At 44.6% G+C, this 24,839-nt stretch carries 23 protein-coding genes and 1 pseudogene; 22 read left to right on the top strand and 2 right to left on the bottom strand.

The genetic code is table 11. The annotated features are described in order from the left end of the window. Window positions 1-44: 44 nt before the first annotated feature. The 5 genes and pseudogenes from ribBA to hetR all read left to right on the top strand — a co-directional run bounded on the left by ribBA (window position 45) and on the right by hetR (window position 6,511). Window positions 45-1,709, top strand: a complete 1,665-nt coding sequence (ribBA, locus tag AWQ22_RS02215) for a bifunctional 3,4-dihydroxy-2-butanone-4-phosphate synthase/GTP cyclohydrolase II (RefSeq protein ID WP_065710046.1) — start codon at window positions 45-47, stop codon at window positions 1,707-1,709. 168 nt (window positions 1,710-1,877) lie between these two features. Next, window positions 1,878-2,924 (top strand): recombinase RecA, encoded by a 1,047-nt coding sequence (recA, locus tag AWQ22_RS02210; protein WP_030007051.1) that lies wholly within the window; start codon window positions 1,878-1,880, stop codon window positions 2,922-2,924. Between the two features lie 178 nt (window positions 2,925-3,102). Further along, window positions 3,103-4,173: a tetratricopeptide repeat protein gene (locus AWQ22_RS02205; protein WP_232321455.1), complete on the top strand. Its 1,071-nt coding sequence runs from the start codon at window positions 3,103-3,105 to the stop codon at window positions 4,171-4,173. A 23-nt stretch (window positions 4,174-4,196) separates the two neighbouring features. Next, a pseudogene (locus tag AWQ22_RS02200) lies at window positions 4,197-5,322 on the top strand (aldo/keto reductase). 244 nt (window positions 5,323-5,566) lie between these two features. Beyond that, complete coding sequence (hetR, locus tag AWQ22_RS02195) at window positions 5,567-6,511, top strand: heterocyst differentiation master regulator HetR (protein ID WP_232321453.1); 945 nt, start codon at window positions 5,567-5,569, stop codon at window positions 6,509-6,511. Window positions 6,512-6,639: 128 nt separating this feature from the next. Here hetR and aspS read toward each other — a convergent pair whose 3' ends face one another. Both aspS and AWQ22_RS02185 read right to left on the bottom strand, forming a co-directional pair. Then, window positions 6,640-8,430, bottom strand: a complete 1,791-nt coding sequence (gene aspS, locus AWQ22_RS02190) for an aspartate--tRNA ligase (protein ID WP_065710044.1) — start codon at window positions 8,428-8,430, stop codon at window positions 6,640-6,642. Between the two features lie 179 nt (window positions 8,431-8,609). Continuing rightward, window positions 8,610-8,849 (bottom strand): DUF29 family protein, encoded by a 240-nt coding sequence (locus tag AWQ22_RS02185; protein WP_065710043.1) that lies wholly within the window; start codon window positions 8,847-8,849, stop codon window positions 8,610-8,612. Window positions 8,850-9,096: 247 nt separating this feature from the next. Between AWQ22_RS02185 and AWQ22_RS02180 the strand changes: the two genes are divergently transcribed. The 17 genes from AWQ22_RS02180 to AWQ22_RS02100 all read left to right on the top strand — a co-directional run bounded on the left by AWQ22_RS02180 (window position 9,097) and on the right by AWQ22_RS02100 (window position 24,837). Then, entirely contained in the window at window positions 9,097-10,425 is a 1,329-nt protein-coding gene (locus AWQ22_RS02180) for a nucleotide sugar dehydrogenase (protein WP_065710042.1), read from the top strand. Continuing rightward, window positions 10,422-11,366 carry a Gfo/Idh/MocA family protein gene (locus AWQ22_RS02175; RefSeq protein ID WP_065710041.1) on the top strand — a complete coding sequence of 315 codons (945 nt, stop codon included), beginning with the start codon at window positions 10,422-10,424 and terminating at the stop codon, window positions 11,364-11,366. The genes AWQ22_RS02180 and AWQ22_RS02175 overlap by 4 nt, the downstream gene beginning before the upstream one ends. A 5-nt stretch (window positions 11,367-11,371) precedes the next feature. Continuing rightward, window positions 11,372-11,794: a DUF29 family protein gene (locus AWQ22_RS02170; protein ID WP_065710040.1), complete on the top strand. Its 423-nt coding sequence runs from the start codon at window positions 11,372-11,374 to the stop codon at window positions 11,792-11,794. A 2-nt stretch (window positions 11,795-11,796) separates the two neighbouring features. Further along, window positions 11,797-12,399 (top strand): acyltransferase, encoded by a 603-nt coding sequence (locus AWQ22_RS02165; protein WP_065710039.1) that lies wholly within the window; start codon window positions 11,797-11,799, stop codon window positions 12,397-12,399. Window positions 12,400-12,491: 92 nt separating this feature from the next. Continuing rightward, on the top strand, window positions 12,492-13,193 hold the full coding sequence (locus AWQ22_RS02160; protein ID WP_065710038.1) for a cytidylyltransferase domain-containing protein: 702 nt from the start codon (window positions 12,492-12,494) through the stop codon (window positions 13,191-13,193). Window positions 13,194-13,195: 2 nt separating this feature from the next. After that, window positions 13,196-14,257 carry an N-acetylneuraminate synthase gene (neuB, locus tag AWQ22_RS02155; RefSeq protein ID WP_065710037.1) on the top strand — a complete coding sequence of 354 codons (1,062 nt, stop codon included), beginning with the start codon at window positions 13,196-13,198 and terminating at the stop codon, window positions 14,255-14,257. Between the two features lie 42 nt (window positions 14,258-14,299). After that, window positions 14,300-14,764: a GNAT family N-acetyltransferase gene (locus tag AWQ22_RS02150; RefSeq protein WP_065710036.1), complete on the top strand. Its 465-nt coding sequence runs from the start codon at window positions 14,300-14,302 to the stop codon at window positions 14,762-14,764. A 40-nt stretch (window positions 14,765-14,804) separates the two neighbouring features. Next, window positions 14,805-15,668 carry a sugar phosphate isomerase/epimerase gene (locus AWQ22_RS16290; protein WP_071925377.1) on the top strand — a complete coding sequence of 288 codons (864 nt, stop codon included), beginning with the start codon at window positions 14,805-14,807 and terminating at the stop codon, window positions 15,666-15,668. Window positions 15,669-15,677: 9 nt separating this feature from the next. Further along, on the top strand, window positions 15,678-16,577 hold the full coding sequence (locus AWQ22_RS02140; RefSeq protein ID WP_065710035.1) for a bifunctional 2-polyprenyl-6-hydroxyphenol methylase/3-demethylubiquinol 3-O-methyltransferase UbiG: 900 nt from the start codon (window positions 15,678-15,680) through the stop codon (window positions 16,575-16,577). Then, a complete protein-coding gene (locus tag AWQ22_RS02135; protein WP_269465851.1) occupies window positions 16,574-18,019 on the top strand; it encodes an aminotransferase class I/II-fold pyridoxal phosphate-dependent enzyme in 1,446 nt (481 codons plus the stop codon). Before AWQ22_RS02140 ends, AWQ22_RS02135 begins: the two co-directional genes overlap by 4 nt. 19 nt (window positions 18,020-18,038) lie before the next feature. Then, window positions 18,039-19,319, top strand: coding sequence for a lipopolysaccharide biosynthesis protein (locus AWQ22_RS02130; protein WP_065710034.1), 1,281 nt, complete (start codon window positions 18,039-18,041; stop codon window positions 19,317-19,319). Between the two features lie 80 nt (window positions 19,320-19,399). Then, complete coding sequence (locus AWQ22_RS02125) at window positions 19,400-20,695, top strand: hypothetical protein (RefSeq protein ID WP_065710033.1); 1,296 nt, start codon at window positions 19,400-19,402, stop codon at window positions 20,693-20,695. Between the two features lie 20 nt (window positions 20,696-20,715). Continuing rightward, window positions 20,716-21,804 (top strand): non-hydrolyzing UDP-N-acetylglucosamine 2-epimerase, encoded by a 1,089-nt coding sequence (gene wecB / locus AWQ22_RS02120; RefSeq protein ID WP_065710032.1) that lies wholly within the window; start codon window positions 20,716-20,718, stop codon window positions 21,802-21,804. Window positions 21,805-21,915: 111 nt separating this feature from the next. Next, window positions 21,916-22,338 (top strand): DUF29 domain-containing protein, encoded by a 423-nt coding sequence (locus AWQ22_RS02115; protein WP_065710031.1) that lies wholly within the window; start codon window positions 21,916-21,918, stop codon window positions 22,336-22,338. A gap of 163 nt (window positions 22,339-22,501) precedes the next feature. Continuing rightward, a complete protein-coding gene (locus AWQ22_RS02110; RefSeq protein ID WP_065710030.1) occupies window positions 22,502-22,912 on the top strand; it encodes a hypothetical protein in 411 nt (136 codons plus the stop codon). Between the two features lie 225 nt (window positions 22,913-23,137). Further along, window positions 23,138-23,533, top strand: a complete 396-nt coding sequence (locus AWQ22_RS02105; RefSeq protein WP_084448945.1) for a UDP-N-acetylglucosamine 2-epimerase — start codon at window positions 23,138-23,140, stop codon at window positions 23,531-23,533. Window positions 23,534-23,544: 11 nt separating this feature from the next. Beyond that, window positions 23,545-24,837, top strand: a complete 1,293-nt coding sequence (locus tag AWQ22_RS02100) for a glycosyltransferase (RefSeq protein ID WP_071925376.1) — start codon at window positions 23,545-23,547, stop codon at window positions 24,835-24,837. The last annotated feature ends 2 nt before the right edge of the window (window positions 24,838-24,839 follow it).

Below are 24,839 nucleotides of genomic sequence, written 5' to 3'. Positions count from 1 at the left end.
ACTAAATATTAAAGAAACATTACATTTAGCAGACCGGAAAATACGTGGATACAGCTTGGCAGTTTGATTCAATTGAAGCGGCATTGGGCGACATCAAAGCCGGACGGGCCATCGTTGTCGTAGACGATGAAAATCGTGAAAATGAGGGGGACATCATCTGTGCGGCCCAACATGCCACCCCAGACATGATTAACTTCATGGCCGTGGAAGCACGGGGCTTGATTTGTTTGGCCATGACCGGCGATCGCCTCGATGCCTTAGATCTGCCTTTGATGGTTCACAAAAATACCGACAGCAACCAAACCGCCTTTACGATCAGCATTGATGCCCATCCCCGCCTGGGCGTTACCACGGGGATTTCTGCCGAAGACCGTTCCCGCACGATCCAGGTAGCCATTGACCCCACCTCCTGCCCCGAAGACCTCAATCGCCCCGGCCATATTTTCCCCCTCCGAGCCCGGAGCGGTGGTGTCCTCAAGCGCGCTGGCCACACCGAAGCTGCGGTGGATCTGTCCCGCTTAGCTGGTTTATACCCAGCGGGGGTCATTTGCGAAATTCAAAATAACGATGGCTCCATGGCGCGGCTGCCGGAACTGATTGAATATGCCCGAAAGTTTGACCTCAAAATTATTAGCATTGCCGACTTGATTTCCTATCGCCTCGAAAATGACCGCTTTGTCTACCGTGAGACCGTCACGAAGCTCCCTACGGAGTTTGGTCAATTTGAAATCTATGCCTACCGCAACACCATGGACGGCACAGAGCACGTGGCCATTGTGAAAGGTGATCCGAAGAATTTTGCCGACCAGCCTGTGATGGTGCGCGTTCACTCAGAATGTTTAACGGGGGATGCCCTCGGTTCCCTGCGCTGTGATTGTCGGATGCAACTGATTGCCGCCCTCAAGATGATCGAAAATGCCGGTCAAGGGGTGGTGGTCTATCTACGTCAGGAAGGGCGCGGCATTGGCTTGATTAATAAACTCAAGGCCTATTCCTTGCAGGATATGGGTTTAGATACAGTAGAAGCCAACGAACGGCTCGGCTTTCCGGCGGATCTCCGGGACTACGGCATGGGGGCACAAATGCTCAATGACCTGGGCGTCCATGCGATTCGTTTAATCACCAATAATCCCCGGAAAATTGCGGGCCTGAAGGGCTACGGCCTAGAGGTGGTCGATCGGGTGCCGCTTCTGATTGAGAGTAATGATTTTAATACCCGTTATCTCAATACCAAGGCCCAAAAGTTGGGGCATATGCTCCTGCAAACCCACCTAGCGACCATTGCCCTCCGTTGGCAAGGGAAAGATAATGTCACCCAACGCTATGAGCATTTAGAACGGCTCCGCCACTTGACCCAAAAACAACATTTATTGGTACGAGAAGAAGCCCGTCCGGTTGCTAGTGCGGTCTTTTCCAATGCGCCGTTAATCGTTCACCTAGGCTTCGACCAGGCCAAGTTAGCCCGCGCAGATTGGTACACCGATACGCAACATCCCTATCTCCAGGCGATCGCCTCCCTCCTCGGTGACATTGCCCAATGGGACGATCTCACGGAATTGGAGTTTATGATTGCCACAGGGGATGACCCAATGACGGGGTTACAAATTCAACTCGACCGTGAATTTTTGACCTGGCCCCAGCTACCCACCTTTATCCAAGCGGCCCCCGTCAAAACCCAGACTATCTACCACTTCCAGCAGCCCAAATAATCATCCCGGTGAGGGTTGTTTGTCGCCGAAATCTCGCCTGGATCTGCCTTTTGTCGGATTGTAAAAATCCTCTGGTCGCTTTCCGGAAAAATTGCGATACCATAAGTACGATTGAACTCAGAAACCCAATCACCTTTGACCCATTACGCCACGGCGATCGAGGTAACCATGTCAGCCATCACCAATAATCCCGACAAAGAAAAAGCCCTAAACCTAGTGCTCAACCAAATCGAGCGCAACTTCGGTAAAGGGGCAATTATGCGGTTGGGGGATGCCGCCCAGATGAAGGTCGAAACAATCCCCAGTGGAGCTTTGACCCTAGATCAGGCGATGGGGGGTGGGTTCCCACGCGGGCGAATTGTGGAAATCTACGGCCCGGAGAGTTCTGGGAAAACGACGGTTGCTCTCCATGCGATCGCCGAAGTCCAAAAAGCGGGTGGCGTCGCTGCCTTTATTGACGCTGAACATGCCCTGGATCCCACCTATTCCGCGGCCTTGGGAGTTGATATTGAAAACCTGCTGGTGGCCCAACCCGATAACGGCGAATCCGCTTTAGAAATTGCCGACCAATTGGTTCGCTCAGCGGCGGTGGATCTGATTGTGATTGACTCGGTGGCGGCCCTCGTGCCCAGGGCAGAGATCGAAGGAGAAATGGGCGATGTGCAGGTGGGTCTCCAGGCCCGTCTCATGAGTAAAGCCCTCCGTAAAATTGCCGGGAATATGGGGCGTTCGGGTTGTACAGTAATCTTCCTCAATCAATTGCGCCAAAAAATTGGCATTAGTTACGGTAATCCAGAGGTGACGACTGGCGGGACAGCCCTTAAATTTTATGCTTCCGTGCGCCTCGATATCCGACGCATCCAAACCCTCAAGAAAGGGAGCGAAGGGGAATTTGGCATCCGCGCCAAGGTTAAGGTGGCCAAAAATAAAGTTGCCCCACCGTTCCGCATTGCTGAATTTGACATTATCTTTGGGAAAGGAATCTCTCGTGTGGGCTGCATGCTAGACCTCGCTGAACAAACGGGAGTTATTACCCGTAAAGGTGCTTGGTACAGCTACGAAGGGGATAACATTGCCCAGGGTCGCGACAATGCAGTGAAGTATCTAGAGGAAAATCCGGACGTTGCGGCGATCGTCACCCAAAAAGTCCGGGAAAATCTGGATATGAGTTCCATGGGTTTCGGGGATGAGCACCACACCACCGAAGAAGAATAAGCATTTTTGTGGCAGCAAATATTCCTTACCCAATGCAAGATGGTGAGACAAGGGGCGAATTTAAGCCTCTTTTTTCTTGAGTTTTTTGAAAATTAGGGGAACAGACACCAGACAACAGCATAATTTGCGGCGTGCTAGAATCGGATGCGTCATTTTGAAAAAAAACGTTACGTTCACTATGGGTATTCGTTTCTCTCGTTGGTTAGTGGGTTGCGGTGTGGCGATCGCCTTCGGTGTATTGTCCCCTTCAGTCACTTGGGCTAATCCCCAACTCAATGCCCTCCTCGAACAGGGAAATGAACAGCTGACCAATCGGAATTTTGCCCAAGCAGTGCAGCATTACCGCCAGGCTCTCACCATAGAAGCCAACAACGCCCGGATCCATGGTGCCTTCGGTTACGCCCTCTCTCAACTGGGCAATTATTCAGAAGCGGTGACGGCCTACCGCCGGGCTACGGAATTAGAAGATGACAATGCAGAGTTTTTCAATGCCCTGGGTTTTAATTTGGCCCAAAGTGGCGATAACCGCAGTGCCATCAACGCCTACCAGCGAGCCACCCAACTGCAGCCGAATAACCTGGCCTACAGTCTGGGTTTAGCGACCGTGCAATTTCGGGCCGGGGACTACGATCAAGCTCTGGTCGCGTACCGTAAAGTTTTGGCTAAAGACAGCAACAACACCATGGCGCTGCAAAATAGTTTAACCAGTTTGTTGCAATTAGGACGGAACCAAGAGGCGGCAGTGCTGTTTCCTGATTTGCTGCGCCAACGGCCCAATGACGCAGAACTTCGCATTAAGGCAGCGGTGACGTGGTTTGGTCTCAATGATCGTGACCAGGCGATCGCCTTCCTGGAAGAAGCCCGCCGCCTCAGCACCCGCGACAGTGCGATGCAAATTCGGGTCGGCAAGATCTACGAAACCCAAAATTTATTCCCCCAGGCGATCGCCGCCTATGAACAGGCTAGTTTTGTCGATCCCCAATCCCGCGAAGCCTTTGCTTTATATGGATCGGCGGCGATGAAGACCGAGGATTATATCAACGCCATTATTGCCTACCGCGCCCTAACGGAATTGTCCCCCACGGATCCGGCGGCCTTTTACAATTTTGCGGTGGCCCTCCAGGGGCGGCGACGTTCCCGCGAAGCCCTCGAAGCTCTAGAAATGGCGCGGGATCTCTACCAACAACGGGGCGACCGCCGGGGGGTTAATATTACGGAATCTCTCATGGCGGCCATCGAAGAGGGCTAGGAACCGCACCAGTCACGATCACCATGCGCTACCGACGGTTTGGGAAAACAGGACTAGATATTTCTATTTTTTCCCTGGGGACAATGCGAGCTTTAGACAGCAGCGCAACCATGACGGCAACGGTGCAGCGGGCTTGGCAGTTGGGGATTAATCATTTTGAAACAGCGCCGAGCTACGGGGTGAGTGAGCGTTTGTTGGGGCAAGCTTTTTGCAAATTGGGTCTCCCCCGGTCAAATTTTTTTCTCACTAGCAAACTATTACCCAAGGGGGCGGCGGCGGAAATTGAGCAGACCATCACAGCTTCCCTAGAAAATTTAGGCACCGATTATTTAGATTGCCTGGCGATCCACGGGATTAATACAGCAGAACATCTCCAGTGGTTTTTAGAAACGGGACTAGGGCCGCTCCAACAATTGCAACGGCAAGGCAAATTTCGCCACCTTGGTTTTTCGACCCACGGTCCCCTGCCTTTAATTCTCACGGCCATCGAAACGGGCTATTTTGAATTTGTTAACCTCCATTACTATTATTTTTTTCAGCGTAATGCTGAGGCGATCGCCCTTGCTGCAGCACGAGATTTAGGGATTTTTATCATTTCCCCTGGTGATAAAGGAGGCCAACTATTTACCCCACCCCAGACCCTCCAGACCCTCTGCCAACCGGACACACCCCTAGAGCTCACCTACCGTTTTTTGTTGGGCGATCGCCGGATTACGACCCTCAGTTTTGGGGCAGCCAATCCCACTGAATTGGCTGTTTTGGTGCCCCTCGTTGACCAAGATCAGCCCCTCACCCCCCAGGAACAACAGCGCCTCACAAACCTGAGTCAGCACCAACACCAACGCCTCCAGGGGACAGAATGCCACCAATGTTACGACTGCTTACCCTGCCCTGAAGCGATTGCAATCCCCGAAATTCTCCGCCTCAGAAATTTGGCGATCGCCTACGATATGCAAAGTTACGGCGAATACCGCTATCAAATGCTCGAAAATGCCGGCCATTGGTTCCCTGGCAAAAAAAGGCAATGCCTGTACAGAATGTGGCGACTGTTTACCCCGTTGCCCCAGCCAACTGCCCATCCCCCAACTGCTCCAGGAGGCCCACCAGCGCTTGAACGGAAAACCGCGCCGTCGTCTTTGGGAAACTTGATTTTGATTTTTGCGCATATTGGCGGATGCATTTAGCCTGTCAATAACCATTAAATTTTCGTGAGGCCGATTCGTCGCCAAAACGGGTCATTAAACTCAGCCAAATGTCAGATTTTCCCTATTTTCAGGGGATAAGCCACAGCCAATGGCCAAAAGCCAAGTAGAATTTAGCCCCTAAAGGGATCATCGAAACTTCATTATTCTTGTCTAACTTGCCAGTTGATTCGTTTGGGGAACTCTGAAAATTGACCAATTCCTCTGGGGCTTTTTCGTCGATGGCACAACCGGAACTAGAACTGCTCCAAGCCCTAAATCCGAGTGCCTTTGATCAAGTGTTGTTGTCTTTGGCGTTTTTTGCGCTCCGGCAAAGCAGTTATCGCCATGGGGCTTTTTTGGATGCGGCGGCAACGGCGGCCAAATGTGCGGTCTATACCACCTATGTAGAGCAGGGGGGAAATCTACGCATGACTGGGCATTTGCACCACATCGAACCGAAACGGGTCAAGGCCATTGTCCAGGAAATTGAGCAGGGTCTCCAGGCGGGCCAACGGTTGCAGCATGCGGCTTTCCAGGAACCCACTTACCTGACTGAATTGCCCCAGGTTTGGTTAGGGCAGTATCCCTGGCATCACTCCCAACCCCGGTTAACGGGCGATCGCCTCAGCGAAGACCAACAGACTTACCTCGAAGCGAAACTGCCCCCAGATCTCCCAGCGGCCCAGGGGATCTCCTCCGCCGAATTTGCGGATCTTATTGCTTTTTTACACCAACAGGCCCAGGCAAAAATCCCAGGCGATCGCCCATTGCCCCTCAGTGAAGCCCTCGCCGAACATATCAAACGCCGTTTGCTCCACGCCGAGACCGTGATGCGCCTCGATAATCCCTGGGGGATGCCCTATTACATCCTTTTGAGTTCTACCTACGGCGGCCCCGACAGCCCAACAAAAGCCCCCCATTCCCTCCTCGAAGACGCCGCCCACTTTTTGCGCCTTAGCCATGCCTGGACAAAGCAACAACACAACGTCATGCGCATTTTTGAATCCCTTGATATTGCCCCCGCCGATCTATCCCAGGCCCAGACAGAACTGCATGAATTAATGCGGCACTGGGCGAAAAAATATCACCAACGGGGCAAACCCACCATGGCGATTCACATGATGTTTGGCCCCAAAGATCATTCCCTTTCCTAAAGCCGAGAACAGCCGCCCTTTCCCAAACGATGTAGAGCATAAAAAAACAGGGGCGATCGCCGAAATTGCACGATCATCCCCTATTATTCTTTTTGAAAACAATTTCAGTTGTCTTGAAAGCCAATGGCCTAGTCTTTTTCCGGGGCCGTAGAAGCGACAAAGAGCTCCTTCAGTTGCTTTTGATCGACTCCCGCCGGGGCATCGGTCAACAGACAGCTGGCCTGTTGTGTTTTCGGGAAGGCAATCACATCACGAATGGAATCCTCCTGGGCCATAAGCATCACCAAACGATCTAAACCATAGGCAATGCCGCCATGGGGCGGGGTGCCATATTCAAAGGCTTCAAGTAGAAAACCAAATTTTTCTTGGGCCTCGGTTTCTGATAAGCCAATGGTCTGGAAGACTTTTTCTTGGACTTCCCGCTGGTAAATCCGTAGACTGCCGCCACCGATTTCAATGCCATTTAAGACGATGTCGTAGGCGAGGGCGTGGGCCGTTGCCAGATCCTCTAGATCTTCTGGATTCGGTGCAGTGAAGGGATGGTGTAAGGCTTCGAGGCGTTTTTCGTCGCTGTTATATTCAAACATCGGAAAATCTGTAACCCAAACAAAATTGAGCTGATTTTCATTGATCAAGCCCATCTCGGCACCGACCAACTGTCGCACCCGGTCTAGGGACTTATTGACAATATCCGTTGCCCCAGCCCCAAAGAGGAGGAGCGTGCCCGCTTCAGCTCCAGTGCGACGGAGGAGTTCTTGTTTTTGAGCGTCACTGAGGTTGTCCTTGATCGCGCCGATGGTATCGATCGCCCCGTCTTCCCGCACCCGAATAAAGGCAAGCCCTTTGGCTCCCATTTCGACGGCGGCATTAAACAGATCACCACCGGGCTTGATCCGTACATTAGAAATAGCATCGTTTCCGTTGGGAATCGGGAGGACTTTTACTTGGCCACCGCTCTTAACCGCGCCAGAAAAGACTTTAAAGCCCATGTCCGCAACGATATCGGAGACATTGACTAGCTCCAGGCCAAAGCGCGTATCAGGGCGATCGCAGCCATATTTTTCCATAGACTCGGCGTAGGTGATGCGCGGGAAGGGGCGCTCTAGTTCAATGCCCTGGGCCTCCTGGAAAATACGACAAATTAGGCGTTCGTTGAGGTCAATAATCTCGTCGAAGGACATGAAGCTCATTTCCATATCCAACTGGGTAAACTCCGGTTGGCGGTCAGCCCGGAGGTCTTCATCGCGGAAGCAGCGGGCAATTTGATAGTAGCGATCGCAGCCGGCCACCATCAGCAATTGTTTAAAAAGCTGGGGCGACTGGGGCAGGGCATACCAATCGCCTGGGTTCACTCGGGACGGCACCAGATAATCCCGCGCGCCTTCGGGGGTAGACCGAGTCAAGATTGGCGTTTCCACCTCCATGAAGTTTTCATCGTCTTCCAGGAAGCGGCGCATTGATTTGACGACGGTGTGGCGCAGTTGGAGGTTTTTCGCCATGGTTTCTCGGCGCAGGTCGAGGTAGCGATATTTTAGTCGGAGGTCTTCTTTGACTTGATCGCCGTCGGCACTACTGGAAACGAGGATCGGGAGCTGTTTATGGACGCCATTTAGGATCTCGATGGTGTCAGCGTAGATCTCCACTTCGCCGGTGGGTAATTTGGGATTTTTCGCCCCTTCTTGGCGGGCACTGACTTTCCCAACAATTTTTACGACATACTCACTACGGCTAGCATCGGCATCATTGTAGGAATCTGGAGTTCGCTGGGGGTCACTGACAATCTGGACAATGCCCGTGCGATCGCGTAGATCAATAAAAATTACGCCACCATGATCCCGACGGCGATCGACCCAGCCATACAGGGTTACGGTCTGGTCAATGTGCTCGGAGCGCAAATCCCCGCAGTAATGAGTACGCATAGTTAGTATATATAGTTAAAGCATAGAGTTTTAAAGCGATACTAAGCCTACCAAAGATCCTGGGTCTTGCCTACATTCTCTTGGGCATCCCAAACTTAAGGGTAAAACTGGCTGCCATCTAACAAAAATCCGGTACCCGTTTGCTCTCACCAAAACCAACCGATAAGCTTTCAAGTCAGTTATTGCCAATCCTGGCTCACATCACAGAGGAAGTCATCGGCGATCGCCGCTTCAAAACCATAGGGACATTGCTCAGGGAAAATTTTTAGGGGCAAATCTGTTTTCCGTAGGGCTAAATCAAGGCCAGCCTCAAATCCATCCTCTACGGCATCGGTGAGCCGAGATTTTAAGCTAGGATTACGCCGCCTCTGATACTTGCCTTTGGGCGATCGCCTGGGCTTGCCACTGAGCCCAGCCATAAAAATCATTTTCGTATGAGGCAACAGGTTTGGGCTTCATCGGCTTTAAGGAAGGTTTGCTCAATCAAGCGTTTACAATTTTTATGGTATCTAAACCACATCCAAAAAGAATTCTTGATCAGGGCGATCGCCTTTTGTCTTCTTTTTCACTGTGCTAGGCAGCCTTGAATCTGAGGACTTTTATCGTTGGTTCGGGTAATCTAAGCTTAAAGAGTTTCAGTTGCCCAAAATTTCGAGAAAATAAGCTGTGAATTCAGAAGCTCCCCTGCTCACTCAATTTAAAGAGAAAATTCGGCAACGTACAGCAACAGTCGGTGTTGTCGGCCTTGGTTATGTCGGTTTGCCCTTTGCAGTTGAGAAGGCTAAAGTCGGTTTTCATGTTATCGGGATTGAGCAAAATCCCGCACGAACAGCCAAAATTAACGCCGCTGAAAATTATATTCCTGACGTAGAGGATGAGGCGTTACAGCAACTTGTTCAGAGTGGTCGCCTTAGGGCCGTCGAAAATTTTACGGCGATTCCAGATCTAGATGTGGTCGTCATTTGTGTGCCAACACCATTAACTCAAAATCTCACGCCGAATCTGTCCTATGTAGAAAGTGTGACCCAACAAATTGCTGAACATTTAAAGCCAGGACAACTGGTTACCCTTGAGTCCACGACCTATCCAGGGACAACGGATGAGGTAATGGGCCCCCTGTTGGAAGGGATTAGCGGTTTGCGACAAGGGAAAGATTTTTTTCTGGCCCACTCACCGGAGCGGGTCGATCCAGGCAATAAGCGCTATACCACTAAAAATACAAATAAGGTGGTAGGGGCTTCTGATCCTGACTCTTTAGAGGCGGCGATGTTGTTTTACTCCCAAACTATCGATCATGTGGTGCCGGTGACCAGTGCTAAGGCCGCAGAGTTGGTCAAAGTCTTTGAGAATACGTTTCGGGCGGTGAATATTGCCCTTGTGAATGAGTTGGCAATGTTGTGCGATCGCCTAGGGATTGATGTCTGGGAGGTGTTGGATGCGGCCAACACAAAACCTTTCGGGATGATGCCATTCTATCCGGGGCCTGGGGTCGGGGGCCATTGTATCCCGATTGATCCCCATTATCTGGAATGGAAAGCGAAAGAATATAATTTTGAAACCCATTTCATCGCGTTGGCGGGAGAAATTAACCGTCGAATGCCGGAATTTGTGACGGACAAAATTTGGCGCATCTTAAATCGGGTGGGGGTTGCGCCCTCAAAATCTCAAGTGTTGCTTTTGGGGGTGGCTTACAAAAAAGATTTGGGAGATTGTCGGGAATCACCGGCGATCGCCTTACTTGAACGGCTTTCCCAAGCTGGCGTCACCCTCTTTTACCATGATCCTTTCGTCCCTGAGATTCAGGTCAACAGTGAGCAATTGCATTCAATTTCCCTCACAGATGAATTGCTTCAAGCCGTTGATTTGGTGGTGATTACGACGGATCATCGTGCCATTGATTATGGCAATGTGGTCAAGCAGGCCCAGGCGGTGCTAGATACGCGGGGGGTGACGCGCCATTTGAACTGTGACAAAGATAAGGTGACGTTGTTATGAGTCGAGTGATTGTTGTGGGGGCGGGCCACTGGGGCAAAAACCTCGTTCAAAATTTTTATGAATTGGGAGCATTGGCCGGGGTTGTCGAATTGGCACCGGTGCTTCGGGAAAAAGTTATCCAGCAATATCCTGATGTACAAGTTTATGCTGACTTCGCCAAAGCGCTAAACAGTGAAGCCCAAGGGATTGTGATTGCGACCCCTGCCCCGACCCACTATTCCCTAGCCCTAGCAGCCTTAGAAGCGGGCAAGGATGTTTTTGTAGAAAAGCCAATGACTCTCAGGGCAGATGAAGCCAAGGCCCTAGCAGAATATGCGGATCAGCAGGGAAGGATCTTGATGGTCGGTCATTTGTTGCTCTACCAAGGGGCGATCGCCTGGATGCGGGACTATCTCGCAACGGGAAAAGCGGGCCAGGTTTTGCATGTGGCAACGCGGCGAACCAAGCTGGGACGGGTTAGGCGCGAGGAAAATGTCTGGTGGTCGTTTGCGCCCCACGATGTTTCCGTCGTCTTAGACTTACTCGGACAACCCACATTACAACAAGTAAAAGCGGCGGGACGAACAATGCTCCAACCCACAGTGGCGGATGATGTCGATGTGGCTTTAACTTTTGCCGGGGGACAAACCGCCCATATCCATTGTTCTTGGTATGCGCCTTTACTGGAACGGAAAACAATGGTGATTGGTTCCCAGGAGATGCTGGTCTATGATGAGGTGTCTGGGCAGGTGACGGTTTACCAAAAAACGGTGGATCAGGATCTGCAAAATCAGGATCAAGGCAGTTGGCTAGCAAACTTTGAGAGTCCACCGCCCCTCCGCCAGGAATGCCAACATTTTTTGGACTGTATGGAAACACGACAACGCCCCCGCTCCGATGGCTGGAATGGGGTAGCAGTGGTTAACATTTTGGAGCAGGTTCAGCGTGATTTAGAGAGGTAAATCCCATGGAAGAATTGACCCTGTTGCGGCAGTATATCGAAACGGAAAATTATGGGGATGCCCTCGCGCTCATCGAGGAAATGGAGGAAATGTCGAAGGAGGACAAGCTCAACAAAATTTATAGTTATGGCGTGATTTTGCTCCTGCATTTGATTAAGCAGGCGGCGGAAAATCGGACGACCCGCTCTTGGGATTTTTCGATTTACAATGCGGCAAAGGCCATGCAGCGGACAAATAAGCGGCGCAAGGCTGGGGGTGTTTATGCGAATCGGGAGGAATTAACAGAAATCTTGGAGGATGCGTTTGATACGGCGATCCGCAAGGCAGCCCTAGAGGCTTTTGAAGGCAAGTATTCGGCTATCGAGCTAGAAGCCCAGGTGAACAAAAATGAGATTCTGGCAGCAGCTTTAGACCAGGTTATGAACTGAAGATGAACGAACAGAAAGAAAAAACAAGTGATTATTTTGCCCACGAATCGGCCTATATTGACCCTGGTGCGGAGATCCGTCAGGGGACAAAGATTTGGCATTTTTCCCACGTGATGGGTGGGGCCAAGATTGGCCGGGATTGTTCCCTGGGGCAAAATGTGTTTGTGGCGAATCGGGTGGCGATTGGGAACGGCTGTAAGATTCAGAATAATGTGTCCCTCTATGAGGGGGTTGTTTTAGAGGATTATGTCTTCTGTGGCCCTAGCATGGTCTTTACGAATGTGAAAACGCCCCGGTCTGAGTTTCCTCGCAATACGAGTGATGACTACGGAACAACGTTGATTAAGCGGGGTGCAAGTATTGGGGCGAATGCAACGATTGTCTGTGGGGTAACGCTCTATGAATGCGCTTTTGTGGCAGCGGGGGCAGTGGTCACGAAGGATGTTCCGGCCTATGGAATGGTGGCTGGGGTTCCGGCACGTTTGGTTGGGTGGATGAGTGCTTATGGAGATGTGTTAGAGTTTGATGCGACTGGTTTGGCAGTCGATTCTCAAGGAGTTTCATATCAAAAATTTTCTTCAATGACTATCAAGAAAGTAAAATAAACAAACCTTTCAATGAGTAAACTCTTTGAGTCTATATCTTTAAGAATGTAAGCTACTTAAATTTTGAATAATGTAAAACAAAACTTCATTTTATGAGAACTTTGATAATCATCCCAGCAAGAGCTGCATCAAAAAGAATACCTGGGAAAAATATTCGTAACTTGGCAGGAAAACCTTTAATCGCTTGGACTATAGAATTGGCTATTTCTCTTGACAATAGAGTTCTAGTGTCTACGGACTCTCCTGAAATTGCTAAAATTAGTTCTCAATATGGAGCAGAAGTTCCATTTTTACGTCCGGCTGAATTAGCCTTAGATAAAACCCCAGATTTACCAGTCTGTTTACATACTTTGGATTTTTTAAAAGAAAAAGAGAATTATATACCAGATATGGTGGTTTGGTTGCGTCCTACATCTCCTTTGCGAATTCCAGAAGATGTGAAACAATGCATTGAAAAACTCAAAAATCATGACGCTGATTGTATTCGTTCAGTATGTAAAGTAAACCATCATCCGTATTGGATGAAATCATTTATAGATGAAAATCGCCTCGTTCCTTTTTTGGAGGGCAAAGATGAACGAGAATACTATCAAAGTCAGAAACTACCACCTGTTTATCGCCTAAATGGTGCAGTGGATGTGATAAGAACTAAGTTTATTCGGCAAAATAAAATGCTATATGGTGGGGATATGCAAGGCTATCTGATGCCTGAAAATCGAAGTATCGATATAGATAGTGAACTAGACTTTACAATTGCAGAAGTTTTAATTAGAGAAAGGATGAAGGGCAAATAAACATGAGTCAATATGTGCGAATTGGTAATCGAGAAATTGGTCAGGATAAACCTTGCTTTATTATTGCTGAGGCTGGAGTAAACCATAATGGCAACATAGAATTAGCTCATCAGTTAGTTGATGCTGCCGTCAAAGCAGGTGCGGATGCTGTTAAATTTCAAAGTTTTATAACGGAAGAATTAATTACTCCAGAAGCTCCAAAAGCACAATATCAAGTTGAAACAACTGGAAAGCCTGGAAGTCAGTATGAAATGCTCAAGTCTGTAGAACTGAATGACGATCAGCACAAAGAATTAAAAACACACTGCGATCGCGCAGGGATTATATATATGTGTACTCCCTATGAGAACAAAAGTGTTGATATGCTCGCTCATCTTGATGTTGCTGCTTATAAAATTGCCTCAACGGATACAACTAATCTACCATTTTTGCGTTATGTAGCAAGCAAGGGGCGTCCTGTTATTTTATCTACAGGGATGTCAAATTTAGCAGAAGTCGAGGAAGCAGTAAACACGATAAAAACAGGAGGAATAGCAGAAAAAATAGTAATTTTGCATTGTACTTCTGAGTATCCTGCCCCTATCAATGAAGTAAACTTACGAGCGATGAAAACGCTAGAACAGGCTTTCGGTTTTCCTGTCGGCTTCTCTGACCATACAACAGGAATTGGAGCTAGTCCTTGGGCAGTGGCAATAGGAGCTTGTGTGGTCGAAAAGCATTTTACTTTAGATCGTACTTTGAACGGCCCCGATCACCGAGCCTCCTTAGAACCTGCTGAACTCTCTGCATTAGTTCAAACTATTCGAGATGTGGAAGCAGCTTTAGGAGATGGTATTAAACAGCCGACAGCAAGTGAGTTGCCAAACAAGCCAATGATGCAGAAAAGTTTGGTGGCACGTCGGCATATAAAAGCCGGAAAAATTATATCAGCAGAGGATTTGGTCTGTAAGCGTCCTGGCTTTGGATTGCAACCGTCTTGGTACGATCGCATTCTGGGTAAGGGAGTGACTAGAGATATCTCTGCTGAAAGTTACTTGACCTTATCTGACATAGATTGGAGTTAGTAAGCTTCTAGAAGAATAATTGAAATATCATTTAATAAATCTATGAAAAATTCATCAGAATTAGAATGCAGAATTTTAGATCGGCAATGGGAGCCACAGTTGGTAAGTTTATTTAAAACCATAGAAGAAAATGGGGATTCGCTAATATTTCATCCTCACCCCTTTACTGAAGAGTATGCAAAAAAATTATGCAAGTATATAGGCCAGGATTTGTACTATATTTTAGTAAGGCACGGAACTATACTGGGCTATGGAATGCTCCGGGGATGGGATGAAGGTTACACAGTTCCTAGTTTAGGAGTTTATATTCACCCTGCATATAGAAAAAAGGGATTGGGTAAATTAATGATGTTTTTTCTTCACGCAGCAGCTCGAACTAAAGGTGCCAATCAAATTCGCTTAAAAGTGTATGCAGATAATAATCCAGCTTTGAATCTCTATAAAGCACTAAAATATAAATTTAAAGAGCGAGAAAATGAACAATTAGTTGGCTTTTTGGAAATATAAAACTTAAAATTAATCAGCTCAAAAAATTATAATATAATTTATGATTTATATATCATCGGCTTGTTCTTCACGGAAAAAAATCGGGGAATCGGTAAAAGAGATAGCTGAAAGAGGATTTACAAATATAGAACTTACAGGGGGAACTCATTACTATAATGATTATGAAATGGAGTTATTGCAGCTTCAAGATCAGTACAGTTTAAACTATTTGGTTCATAACTACTTTCCACCTCCTAAAAATCATTTTGTTCTAAATTTAGCATCTCTCAATGATGAAATTTATGAGAGAAGTTTAGAACATTGCAAAAATGCGATCACACTGTCTAAAAAACTTGGATCTAAAAAACTTGGGTTTCATGCCGGTTTCCTCGTTGATATTAGAGTCAAGGAGATCGGACAAAAAATCGGCAAAGATAAGTTATTTAATAAAAATCAGGCAATTAATCGTTTTTGTCGTGCCTTTAATATTCTTAAAGAGCTTGTTGGTGATGATATCGAACTATATATAGAAAATAATGTGTTTTCTCAGACTAATGCTAGAACATATAATGGGCAAAATCCTTTTCTGTTAACAGATTATGACAGTTATTTAGAATTTAGGGACAGGTTGGAGTTTGAATTATTACTAGATATTGCTCATTTAAAAGTGAGTGTAAATTCATTAAAACTTGATTTTGCAGAGCAATTCGGCACTTTATTTAATCACACTAACTATATTCATATCAGCGAAAATGATGGATTTCACGACCAAAACAGAGGGTTTAATCAAGATAGCAAAACTTTAGACGAATTGAGAGCCTACGATTTTAGGAGCAAAACAATTACTTTAGAAATTTATCGTAAATTAGAATCCATACAGCAAGATTACGAAATTGTAAAAAAAGTTTTAAAACTAGAGAACTAAGAAAAAGTTATGGAAATTGAAGATTTATTGACAAAACAAAAAGGCAGCTATGAAGTAGTCAGCGAAACATTGCGAGATGATCCTTCAAAGAAAATTAAAGTGGTTCGTCATCAGGTCAGCGATCACATTCAACTATATCCTTTGCCTTCAGAAATAGAAGAAACAGAGTTTTATAATACAGATTCTCAAACCCAAAATATTATGGGTAAAACTGATTTAGCAGTATGGAGAAAAAAAAGTGTTGATGATACTGAAAGGCGTGTTAAGTGGCTTCAATCTTTAGTTCCCGGAGGAAAAGTTTTAGATATTGGTTGTGGATATAGTTTTTTCGTTGATTTACTAGCGCAACAGAAATATGATGCTTTAGGCATAGATATTAGCAGTTGTCGTATCAAATTAGCTCAGGCTCATTTAGATGGAAAATTTATTCGGGGATGGATAGATAGACCTGAATTTATAGAACCTTATAGAGGTCAATTTCAAGCAGTTGCTTTATTCCACGTTTTAGAACATGTTCGTAATCCAATTAAATTCTTAAAACAGTGTTTTGAATTTGTGGCTCCTGGCGGGTATCTTCTGATTGAAGTACCTAATTGTGACGATGAGTTGCTAGAACAGCAATCTGATTACAGAAATTTTTATTGGCAAGTTGCTCATCTGAGTTACTTTACTGCTGATACTTTGGGATATGCTTTAAGGAAAGCAAGCTTTACAGCGTTTACAATTCGTGGAGTACAGCGTTATGGGTTGCGTAATTTACTTAATTGGCTAGATTATGGGAAACCCCAACTATCAGCACCTAGTTTCCAAGAAACTAAGCCTATATTACAACGCATAGAATCTCTATATAAGCGCGATCGGGAAGAGCGATTAACGAGTGATACATTAATAGTAGAGGTCAGAAAGTGAAGACAAATATAAATAGAGAAAGTATTCAAGCAATGAGTTTGTCATACAAAGGCACTATCAGACAGGCAATGCAAGCAATTGACCAAGGATCCCTCGGTACGGCTTTACTTGTTGAGCCAGATACTCAGGTTTTTGTCGGTTTAGTTACTGATGGGGATATTCGCAGAGCTATTCTGAAAGGTTATGGTTTGGAATCGCCTATATCAGATGTACCAAGACCTAATTCCAAGACGGCTCGTTTAGGAATGTCAAGCGAAGAGGTGGCATCTTTATTTAGCGATCCTGTTAGGGTAATTCCTCTTTTAGATGAACATCATCGAGTTGCTGACTTGGCTATTTTCGATAATAGAATGCGTTTGCCCGTAGCTGAACCTTCTTTGGGAGAAAAGGAATTAAGCTATGTGACGGAATGTGTTCTCACTGGATGGGTTTCTTCAGCAGGTAAATTTGTGACTCGCTTTGAAGAAATGATGGCTGATTTTTGTGGGACTCGTTATGCTATTGCTACCAGTAGTGGAACTACGGCACTTCATCTTGCCTTGTTGTCTCTGGGAATCGGTTGTGGTGATGAAGTGATTGTACCTTCTTTAACCTTTATTGCTACAGCTAACGCGGTAAGCTACACAGGAGCTAGGCCAGTATTTGTTGATAGTGAAACAGAAACTTGGAATCTCGATCCTGATTTAATTGAGCAATCTATTACTCCTCAGACGAAAGCAATTATTCCAGTTCATTTATACGGCCATCCTTGCAATCTAGATCCTATTTTAGAAATTGCTAATCGATATAATTTGTCAGTGATTGAAGATGCGGCTGAGGCACAAGGAGCTCTATATAAAGGAAAAATTGTTGGAGGAATTGGCGATCTTGGTACATTTAGTTTCTACGGGAACAAAATAATCACAACGGGTGAAGGAGGTATTGTTGTTACAAATCGTAGTGATTTAGCTGAAAAAGTTCGGATTTTACGAGATCACGGAATGTCCTCACAAAAACGCTATTGGCATCCCGTCTTGGGGTATAACTACCGAATGACTAATATCCAAGCAGCTTTAGGTGTAGCCCAGATGGAGAGAGTCGATGGTATTATTGCCGCTAAAAAACGAATTGCTCAGGCTTATACTACAGGATTGCAGAATGTAGCAGGTATCCAGTTACCCCCTGAAGCAGATTGGGCAAACAGTGTATTTTGGCTTTATTCTATTTTGATTGACGATCAAGCATTTGAAATGGATCGAGATCGGCTAATGGAAGTATTAAAAAGCAAAAATATAGAAACCCGTCCTTTATTTCCCCCCCTTCATCTCCAACCAATTTATAACCAAGGAGAAGTTTTGCCAATAGCAGAAAAATTAAGCAAGCAAGGGCTGAGTTTACCCAGTGCTATTTCTATGTCGAATTCTGATATTCAGAGAACCATTGAAGCAATAATTGGCAAGTAATTTGTCAATTTTAAAATATATGCTTTTTAGAAAAAGTCTCTACTATCCTTTAATTCAATCGGCGGGAATTTACACTATAACCAACATTTTAAATAGCGCGATACCCTTTTTGGTTTTGCCAATAATGACTCGATTCCTAAGTCCAGAAGATTATGGAATTGTTTCTATGTTTTCCGTTTTAGTCAGCATGATGGCCACTTTTATCGGTCTCAATGTCCATGGGGCTATTGCCAGACAATTTTACGAAAAAGAATCAATTGATTTTCCCAAATTTATTACTAATTGTTTTTATATTTTAATTGCTAGTTCAGTTTTGACTGGCTTAGTCACGCTATTTTTATCAGGCTGGATTAGTCAAATTACTCAATTCCCCAGAAAATGGTTATCGGCAGTTTTCTTGGTTTGTATAGGACAATTTATTATTACAATTCTTCTAACTCTTTGGCAGGTTCAAAAAAAGCCCATTCAGTATGGAACCTACCAAATAATTCAAACATTAATTAATGTAAGTTTTTCAATTCTATTTGTAGTATTTTGGGGTATGAATTGGCAAGGTAGAATTTATGCACAAGTAATTGCTGTAGGAATATTTGCATCTCTAGCTTTATTAATTTTATTTCGAGAAAATTGCTTCAAACCTAGATTTAGTTTTTTTTATATTAAAAATGCCCTTGACTTTGGAATCCCACTTATTCCACATACTCTAGGTGGTTTAGCGATCGCCACCACTGACCGAATCTTAATTACTAATTTAGTAGGAATCCAAGATACTGGTATTTATGTAGTAGGCTCCCAAATAGGTATGATTATTAGCATACTGGCAACATCCTTTAATCGGGCTTACTCTCCTTGGCTTTTTAGTCAACTAAAAAAAGAGGATGTTCTACTTAATCTAAAAATAGTCAAACTGACCTATGTTTATGATTTTTGTATTTTAATGCTGTCAATCACTCTTGCTACTACAGCGCCTTTCTTTTTAAAATTCCTAGTAGGGGAAAAATTTGTCAGTTCTAGTCAGTTTATCATCTGGATTGCTTTAGGTGGAGCTTTTCAGGGAATGTATTATATGGTGACAAACTATATTTTTTATGCCCAAAAGACCCATTTACTAGCTTGGGTAACATTTTTAACAGCAGTGGTTAATTTAATCAGTAGCTACTTTTTGATTATCTGGAATGGGGCGATCGGCGCAGCCCAGGGGACTATGATAGCTTTTTTTCTGTCATTTCTAATGACATGGCTTCTATCTGCTAGAGTCTATAAGATGCCTTGGAATCTGTTCTTTCAAAATAACTTCTAAAGATACAATTAAGACTCACTTTCAAAGTAAAATTCATCTTTATCTACATTCTTGATAAGCAGTAATTTCCTAAAGCAATTATGATTCAAAAATTAATAAAAATAAGTCAAATTTTTTATTCATCTATTAAGAGTGACGATTGGAATTCTATCAATTCTTGTGATGTTTTGCTAATCTGTCACGACAATAATCGTGGACATAATTATCAGAATCAAGCCTATGCTCATCTCCTAGATAGTATGGGTGATTTATTAAGACAAAAAAATTTGAGAATTATCACTGTGGCGAAACCTTTTTCTCAATTAACTGGACAATTAGGATATGGTAATCCATTAAGCTTCAACCAAAGCTTTTTATGGATTGCTCTACAATCTAGATTAATTAATATTTTTCAAGGACAAAAGAAAAGGTTGTCTTGGGTTAAGGAAAAGAGGAAAAAATTATGGCTCAAAATTTTAAGTATTGCTTGCCCTAAAGTTATTATTGTTATCCAACCATCCTCATCTTTATGTCAAGCTTGTCACTCACTATCAATTCCCGTCTATGATTTGCAGCACGGCATTATTACAGATCAACACTCTTGGTATGGACAAAAGTATAGAAAAAATACTTCCCCTATAGATCTTCCTAGTGGTTTTCTTTGCTGGGATGGAAGCAGTGCCAAAGCCCTTAAAAAATGGACTACTTCAAAAAGAATTTCTGTGGATATTATTGGCAACCCTTGGTTTCAGAGATTTCTGGTTAATGATTATCAGGATTTTCTTGTCAAAGAAACTATAAACAAAAATTTATTTTTACAAAACAAAAAGCCAACTATTATAATCACGCTTCAGTGGGGAATGAAAAAACATTTTGGTCAATATGTTCCGAATGGTGTCATGCCCTATGCTCTTGAAAGAACAATTTTGAAATTGGGTGAAAATTACAATTGGCTAATTCGTTTGCATCCAGTACAAATCCGTGGTTCTGAGTTTTCAACTATTGAAAAGTATTTGGCTAAAACCTTTGGACATATCAAAACAGTAGAATGGGAAAAATCTAGTGAATTTCCTCTTCCTATAATATTAAATTTGTCTGACTTACATATCACTTATAATAGTAGTACGACAATTGAAGCTGCCTGGATGAATGTGAGTACTGGATTGCTTGATCCAGAAATTCGACCAGACGGTAATCGTAGTCAATATTACAGTCATGAGCGAAATCTAAAAATTGCAGAAACCGTACCATTAAATGATATGGATATTGAAAATTGGATAAAGCTCAAGCTAGGCAACAGTAAAGTTAATTCAATATTTACCAATTATCAGCTTAACCTGGATGATTTTATAAATAAAATTGTCATGACAGTGAATAATCAATCAGGATATAGATAAAGTGCAACAAAAATTAATGGATGAAAACTGTAACTATTGTTGGTGCCCGTCCCCAATTCATCAAAGCGGCTACCGTTTCTCGTCTCATTCAAAACACACCTGGTCTAAAAGAAATCCTTGTCCACACCGGACAACACTACGATGAGAATATGTCAGCCATTTTTTTCGAGGAAATGGAAATTCCAGCCCCCCATTACCATTTAGGCATTGGTTCTGGTTCCCATGGCACCCAAACTGGACAAATGCTCAGTGCCATTGAAGCCGTTCTGATCAGAGAACAACCCGATTGGGTTTTGATTTATGGCGATACTAATTCGACCCTTGCTGGCGCTTTAGCTGCAGCCAAACTACACCTTCCCATCGCCCACGTCGAAGCCGGACTCCACTCTTTTAACAAAAAGATGCCCGAAGAAATTAACCGAATTCTGGCAGACCGAATTTCTGATTTACTTTTTGCCCCCACCGAAACCGCCGTTGCCAACCTCCATCATGAAGGTATCAGGGCAGATCAAATAGCCTTAGTTGGCGATGTGATGTATGATGCCGCCCTTTACTATGGAGAAAAAGCTGAAAGCCGCAGCCAAATTCTACAGACCCTCCAGCTACAACCCAGAAACTATTTACTGGCCACTATCCACCGCGCGGAAAATACAGATAACCCCCAACGACTTCAGGCGATCTTCGGGGTTCTCAGCGAAATAGCGAAACAAATTCCAGTCGTGCTTCCCCTGCATCCCCGCACTCGCAAAGCCTTAGAAAAAACGGATCTTTTCGCCTCCCTGACCCAAGCCTTAAGCATCATTGAACCCGTCGGCTACCTGGATATGGTCATGCTCGAAAAAAATGCCCGGCTCACTATCACAGACTCTGGCGGTGTCCAAAAAGAAGCTTTTTTCTATGGTGTCCCCTGTGTCACGCTCCGGGAAGAAACAGAATGGGTCGAACTCGTTGAGCTGGGCTGGAACTATTTACTGCCACCAGTTGATCAAGCTACCATGCAGGAACAGCTACAACAGCGGTTTGAAGCGGTACCACCTCCGCTAGATACAACTAAACCCTATGGTGATGGAAAAGCCGCCCAACTCATCGTCCATCACCTCCTTAGCTAAATCATCAGTACATAAAAATCCGCATCATTCCCATACTCGCCTTCTTCTCTCCATAACAGCTCACTATAATCGAAATAAAATCAACAAACCCACCCATCGGCAGCAAGACCCATGAGTACCCTGTATGAACAAGACTTTAGTCAATGGGCCGAAACCATGGCCGAATTGCTTGAAAACGGTCAGTTCAGTGCCCTTGATATCGAGAATTTAGTGGAAGAGGTTCGGGATTTGTCTAAACGGGAACGCGATCGCCTTTTGAGTAGTATCCGGCTGATTTTACATCACCTATTAAAGTGGGATCATCAACCTCAAAAACGGTCTCGCAGTTGGCAGGTCACCATTGAACGGGAGCGCAATAATATTCAACAATACCTTGAAGACAGTCCCAGTTTAAAACGCTTTCTGACGCAACAGTGGATTGATAAAGCCTATGTCAACGCCCGTTTGAATGCGATCGCCGAAACAGGTATCGATATGCCAAAGGATTGTTCTTATCGCTTGGCAGATGTACTAGATCGTTCTTTGAATTTTTAAAAGGCGATCACCTCACAATCCCTGTCCAGGGAGCCAGAGTTGGGGGGCGTTGAGTAAAATAGTGAAATCCTGCTGTTGATTTAGATGTGGCTCAATTTTCTGGGGCTGTTGCCCTCTACCGTTCTGACCCTGCTGTTAATCGCCATTGCGTTTTTGAGGTTCTATGACCAAACCGACTTTGAATTTCTCGGCATCATCGCCGAACCAAGAATCTGGAGCAACCGATGTACTGTGGCAGCCCTCCTGGCTACATTGGCTAATTTCGGCGTTGAGTGGAACCGTCGAAATCGAGAAACAAACCGCTTGGTTGAAGAAGCACAACGCCGAGCTGAGGAAGTACAACGAAGAGCTGAGGAGGAGCAACGCAGAATTGAAGCGGAAGAACGAAGAATGGCTCAGGAACGAGCAGCTGAGTCTCGAAGAGCTGAGGAGGAGCAACGCAGACTTGAAGAAGAGCAACGCCGAGCTAGAACGGAAGAATATGCGGCTCGCCGAACTCGAATTGAAACTCGATGCCGTATTGCCGAAATCGAATTTCAGCTTGATCCCTCCGAATCGAACCGACGAAAGCTAAAGGTTGCTTTGGCAGTGTTGACAGAATATGGAGATTTGTTTTAGGCGATCGCCGAAACAGGTATCGATATGCCAAAGGATTGTTCTTATCGCTTGGCAGATGTACTAGATCGTTCTTTGAATTTTTAATAGTCAACAGCAAATTCTCCGTCAAAAAATTATGACAGACCTGGCTATACTGTTGAGGGTGATGTCAACCCGTGAAGGTAATTAGGCGGCCAAACAAATCCCAGTTGTCTTCCCACTCTATCCCCACACTCGCAAAGCTCTAGAAAAAGCGAATCTACCTATAATGGCCCAAACTCTTGCCGTTATTGAACCCGTCGGCTACCTGGATATGGTCATGCTCGAAAAAAATGCCCGGCTCACTATCACAGACTCTGGCGGTGTCCAAAAAGAAGCTTTTTTCTATGGTGTCCCCTGTGTCACGCTCCGGGAAGAAACAGAATGGGTCGAACTCGTTGAGCTGGGCTGGAACTATTTACTGCCACCAGTTGATCAAGCTACCATGCAGGAACAGCTACAACAGCGGTTTGAAGCGGTACCACCTCCGCTAGATACAACTAAACCCTATGGTGATGGAAAAGCCGCCCAACTCATCGTCCATCACCTCCTCAGCTAAATCATCAGTACATGAAAATCCTGATTATTGCCCATGACTTCCCCCCAACCAATCGATCAGCGTCGCTGAGACCATATTCCTGGGCAAAATATTGGAAAAAACTAGGTCACGAAGTTTGTGTTGTAACTGCCAAATTAGAATCCTTTAGAACACCTCTAGATTTAGAAAGTTATCCAGAGCTAGAGTCTATGTGGGTTGAAGAAGTTCAGTATCTCCCCATTAAATCCAAACTAAATAATTCAAATCATCAACCATCCTCTTCGACAAAATACACAAAGCTTCGCTCTTTTTTCAGGAAAGCAAATACTTTTCTTGGGACAGGTTCTCTCTTTTTTGCGAGTATGTTATGGATTACTCCGGCGATAAAAAAGATTAGCCAAATATACAAAAAAAATAATTTTGATATCGTTGTTAGTACCTTTGGCCCACCTGCTGCTCATATCATTGGCCACTATGTCAAAAAAAGACACAAAGAAATATTTTGGGTGGCTGACTATAGAGACTTATGGAGTGATGGACACTTGTTTGAATCTAAGGGAATATTTTCTCGCCTAGAAAGATACATTGAAAAAAAATATACTGCTTCATGCGATTTGCTTACCGTTGTTTCTGAACCGTTAAAACTTACTTTAGAAAATAAGCTTGGAAAGCCAACTTTTGTTATAGAAAATGGGTTTGATATCGATGAATATTCATTAAAGAGCATGTCAGCCAATTTAAAAACAAGTAAAGTGAGAATGGTTTATACTGGCACAGTTTTAGAAAAACAAAATCCACTGTCTCTCTTTGAAGCTCTAAGTGAATTATCAAAGCAACAAAAGAATATAGACAAAAAAATAGAGGTGATTTTCTATTCTTTAAGTTTCCAATATATCAATTCTCTTATTGAGAGATTTAGAGTCTCTAAAATTGTTACAATAAAACCTTATTTGCCTCGAAAAGAGATCTTAAACATTCAAAAAGAAGCTGATGCATTAATTTTTCTGGATTGGAATGACCCCAAAGTGAGTGGAATACTAACAAACAAAATATTTGAATATATGTATTCTGGCACCCTGATTCTAGCAATTGGCTCTGACAAACGAACAATTGCCAGCGACCTGATTGAAGAAGTAGGAGTAGGTGTCTATTTAGGGAATTCAGTTTCTAGCATCAAAGACGTTATTAAAAAAATGCTTAATGCTGAACAACTCAGTTATTCACCCAACCCGGAAATTCTAAAAAAATATACACGGGAAGCATTAGCTGCAAAATTAATACAATTAATTATTCAGCGTGCAGACAGTAACAAAAATAACCAATAAGT

The organism is Picosynechococcus sp. PCC 7117 (assembly GCF_001693275.1).
In the GTDB taxonomy this organism is placed as follows: domain Bacteria; phylum Cyanobacteriota; class Cyanobacteriia; order Cyanobacteriales; family MRBY01; genus MRBY01.
This window is presented reverse-complemented; position numbering and strand designations above follow the sequence as displayed.

What these genes read in the sequence shown, in the direction of transcription:
- recA (WP_030007051.1), top strand. Translation starts at nt 1,878, where the DNA reads ATGTCAGCCATCACCAATAATCCCGACAAAGAAAAAGCCCTAAACCTA.
- AWQ22_RS02205 (WP_232321455.1), top strand. Translation starts at nt 3,103, where the DNA reads ATGGGTATTCGTTTCTCTCGTTGGTTAGTGGGTTGCGGTGTGGCGATC.
- aspS (WP_065710044.1), bottom strand. Translation starts at nt 8,430, where the DNA reads ATGCGTACTCATTACTGCGGGGATTTGCGCTCCGAGCACATTGACCAG.
- AWQ22_RS02185 (WP_065710043.1), bottom strand. Translation starts at nt 8,849, where the DNA reads ATGGCTGGGCTCAGTGGCAAGCCCAGGCGATCGCCCAAAGGCAAGTAT.
- AWQ22_RS02175 (WP_065710041.1), top strand. Translation starts at nt 10,422, where the DNA reads ATGAGTCGAGTGATTGTTGTGGGGGCGGGCCACTGGGGCAAAAACCTC.
- AWQ22_RS02170 (WP_065710040.1), top strand. Translation starts at nt 11,372, where the DNA reads ATGGAAGAATTGACCCTGTTGCGGCAGTATATCGAAACGGAAAATTAT.
- AWQ22_RS02165 (WP_065710039.1), top strand. Translation starts at nt 11,797, where the DNA reads ATGAACGAACAGAAAGAAAAAACAAGTGATTATTTTGCCCACGAATCG.
- AWQ22_RS02160 (WP_065710038.1), top strand. Translation starts at nt 12,492, where the DNA reads ATGAGAACTTTGATAATCATCCCAGCAAGAGCTGCATCAAAAAGAATA.
- neuB (WP_065710037.1), top strand. Translation starts at nt 13,196, where the DNA reads ATGAGTCAATATGTGCGAATTGGTAATCGAGAAATTGGTCAGGATAAA.
- AWQ22_RS02150 (WP_065710036.1), top strand. Translation starts at nt 14,300, where the DNA reads ATGAAAAATTCATCAGAATTAGAATGCAGAATTTTAGATCGGCAATGG.
- AWQ22_RS16290 (WP_071925377.1), top strand. Translation starts at nt 14,805, where the DNA reads ATGATTTATATATCATCGGCTTGTTCTTCACGGAAAAAAATCGGGGAA.
- AWQ22_RS02140 (WP_065710035.1), top strand. Translation starts at nt 15,678, where the DNA reads ATGGAAATTGAAGATTTATTGACAAAACAAAAAGGCAGCTATGAAGTA.
- AWQ22_RS02130 (WP_065710034.1), top strand. Translation starts at nt 18,039, where the DNA reads ATGCTTTTTAGAAAAAGTCTCTACTATCCTTTAATTCAATCGGCGGGA.
- AWQ22_RS02125 (WP_065710033.1), top strand. Translation starts at nt 19,400, where the DNA reads ATGATTCAAAAATTAATAAAAATAAGTCAAATTTTTTATTCATCTATT.
- wecB (WP_065710032.1), top strand. Translation starts at nt 20,716, where the DNA reads ATGAAAACTGTAACTATTGTTGGTGCCCGTCCCCAATTCATCAAAGCG.
- AWQ22_RS02115 (WP_065710031.1), top strand. Translation starts at nt 21,916, where the DNA reads ATGAGTACCCTGTATGAACAAGACTTTAGTCAATGGGCCGAAACCATG.
- AWQ22_RS02110 (WP_065710030.1), top strand. Translation starts at nt 22,502, where the DNA reads ATGACCAAACCGACTTTGAATTTCTCGGCATCATCGCCGAACCAAGAA.
- AWQ22_RS02100 (WP_071925376.1), top strand. Translation starts at nt 23,545, where the DNA reads ATGAAAATCCTGATTATTGCCCATGACTTCCCCCCAACCAATCGATCA.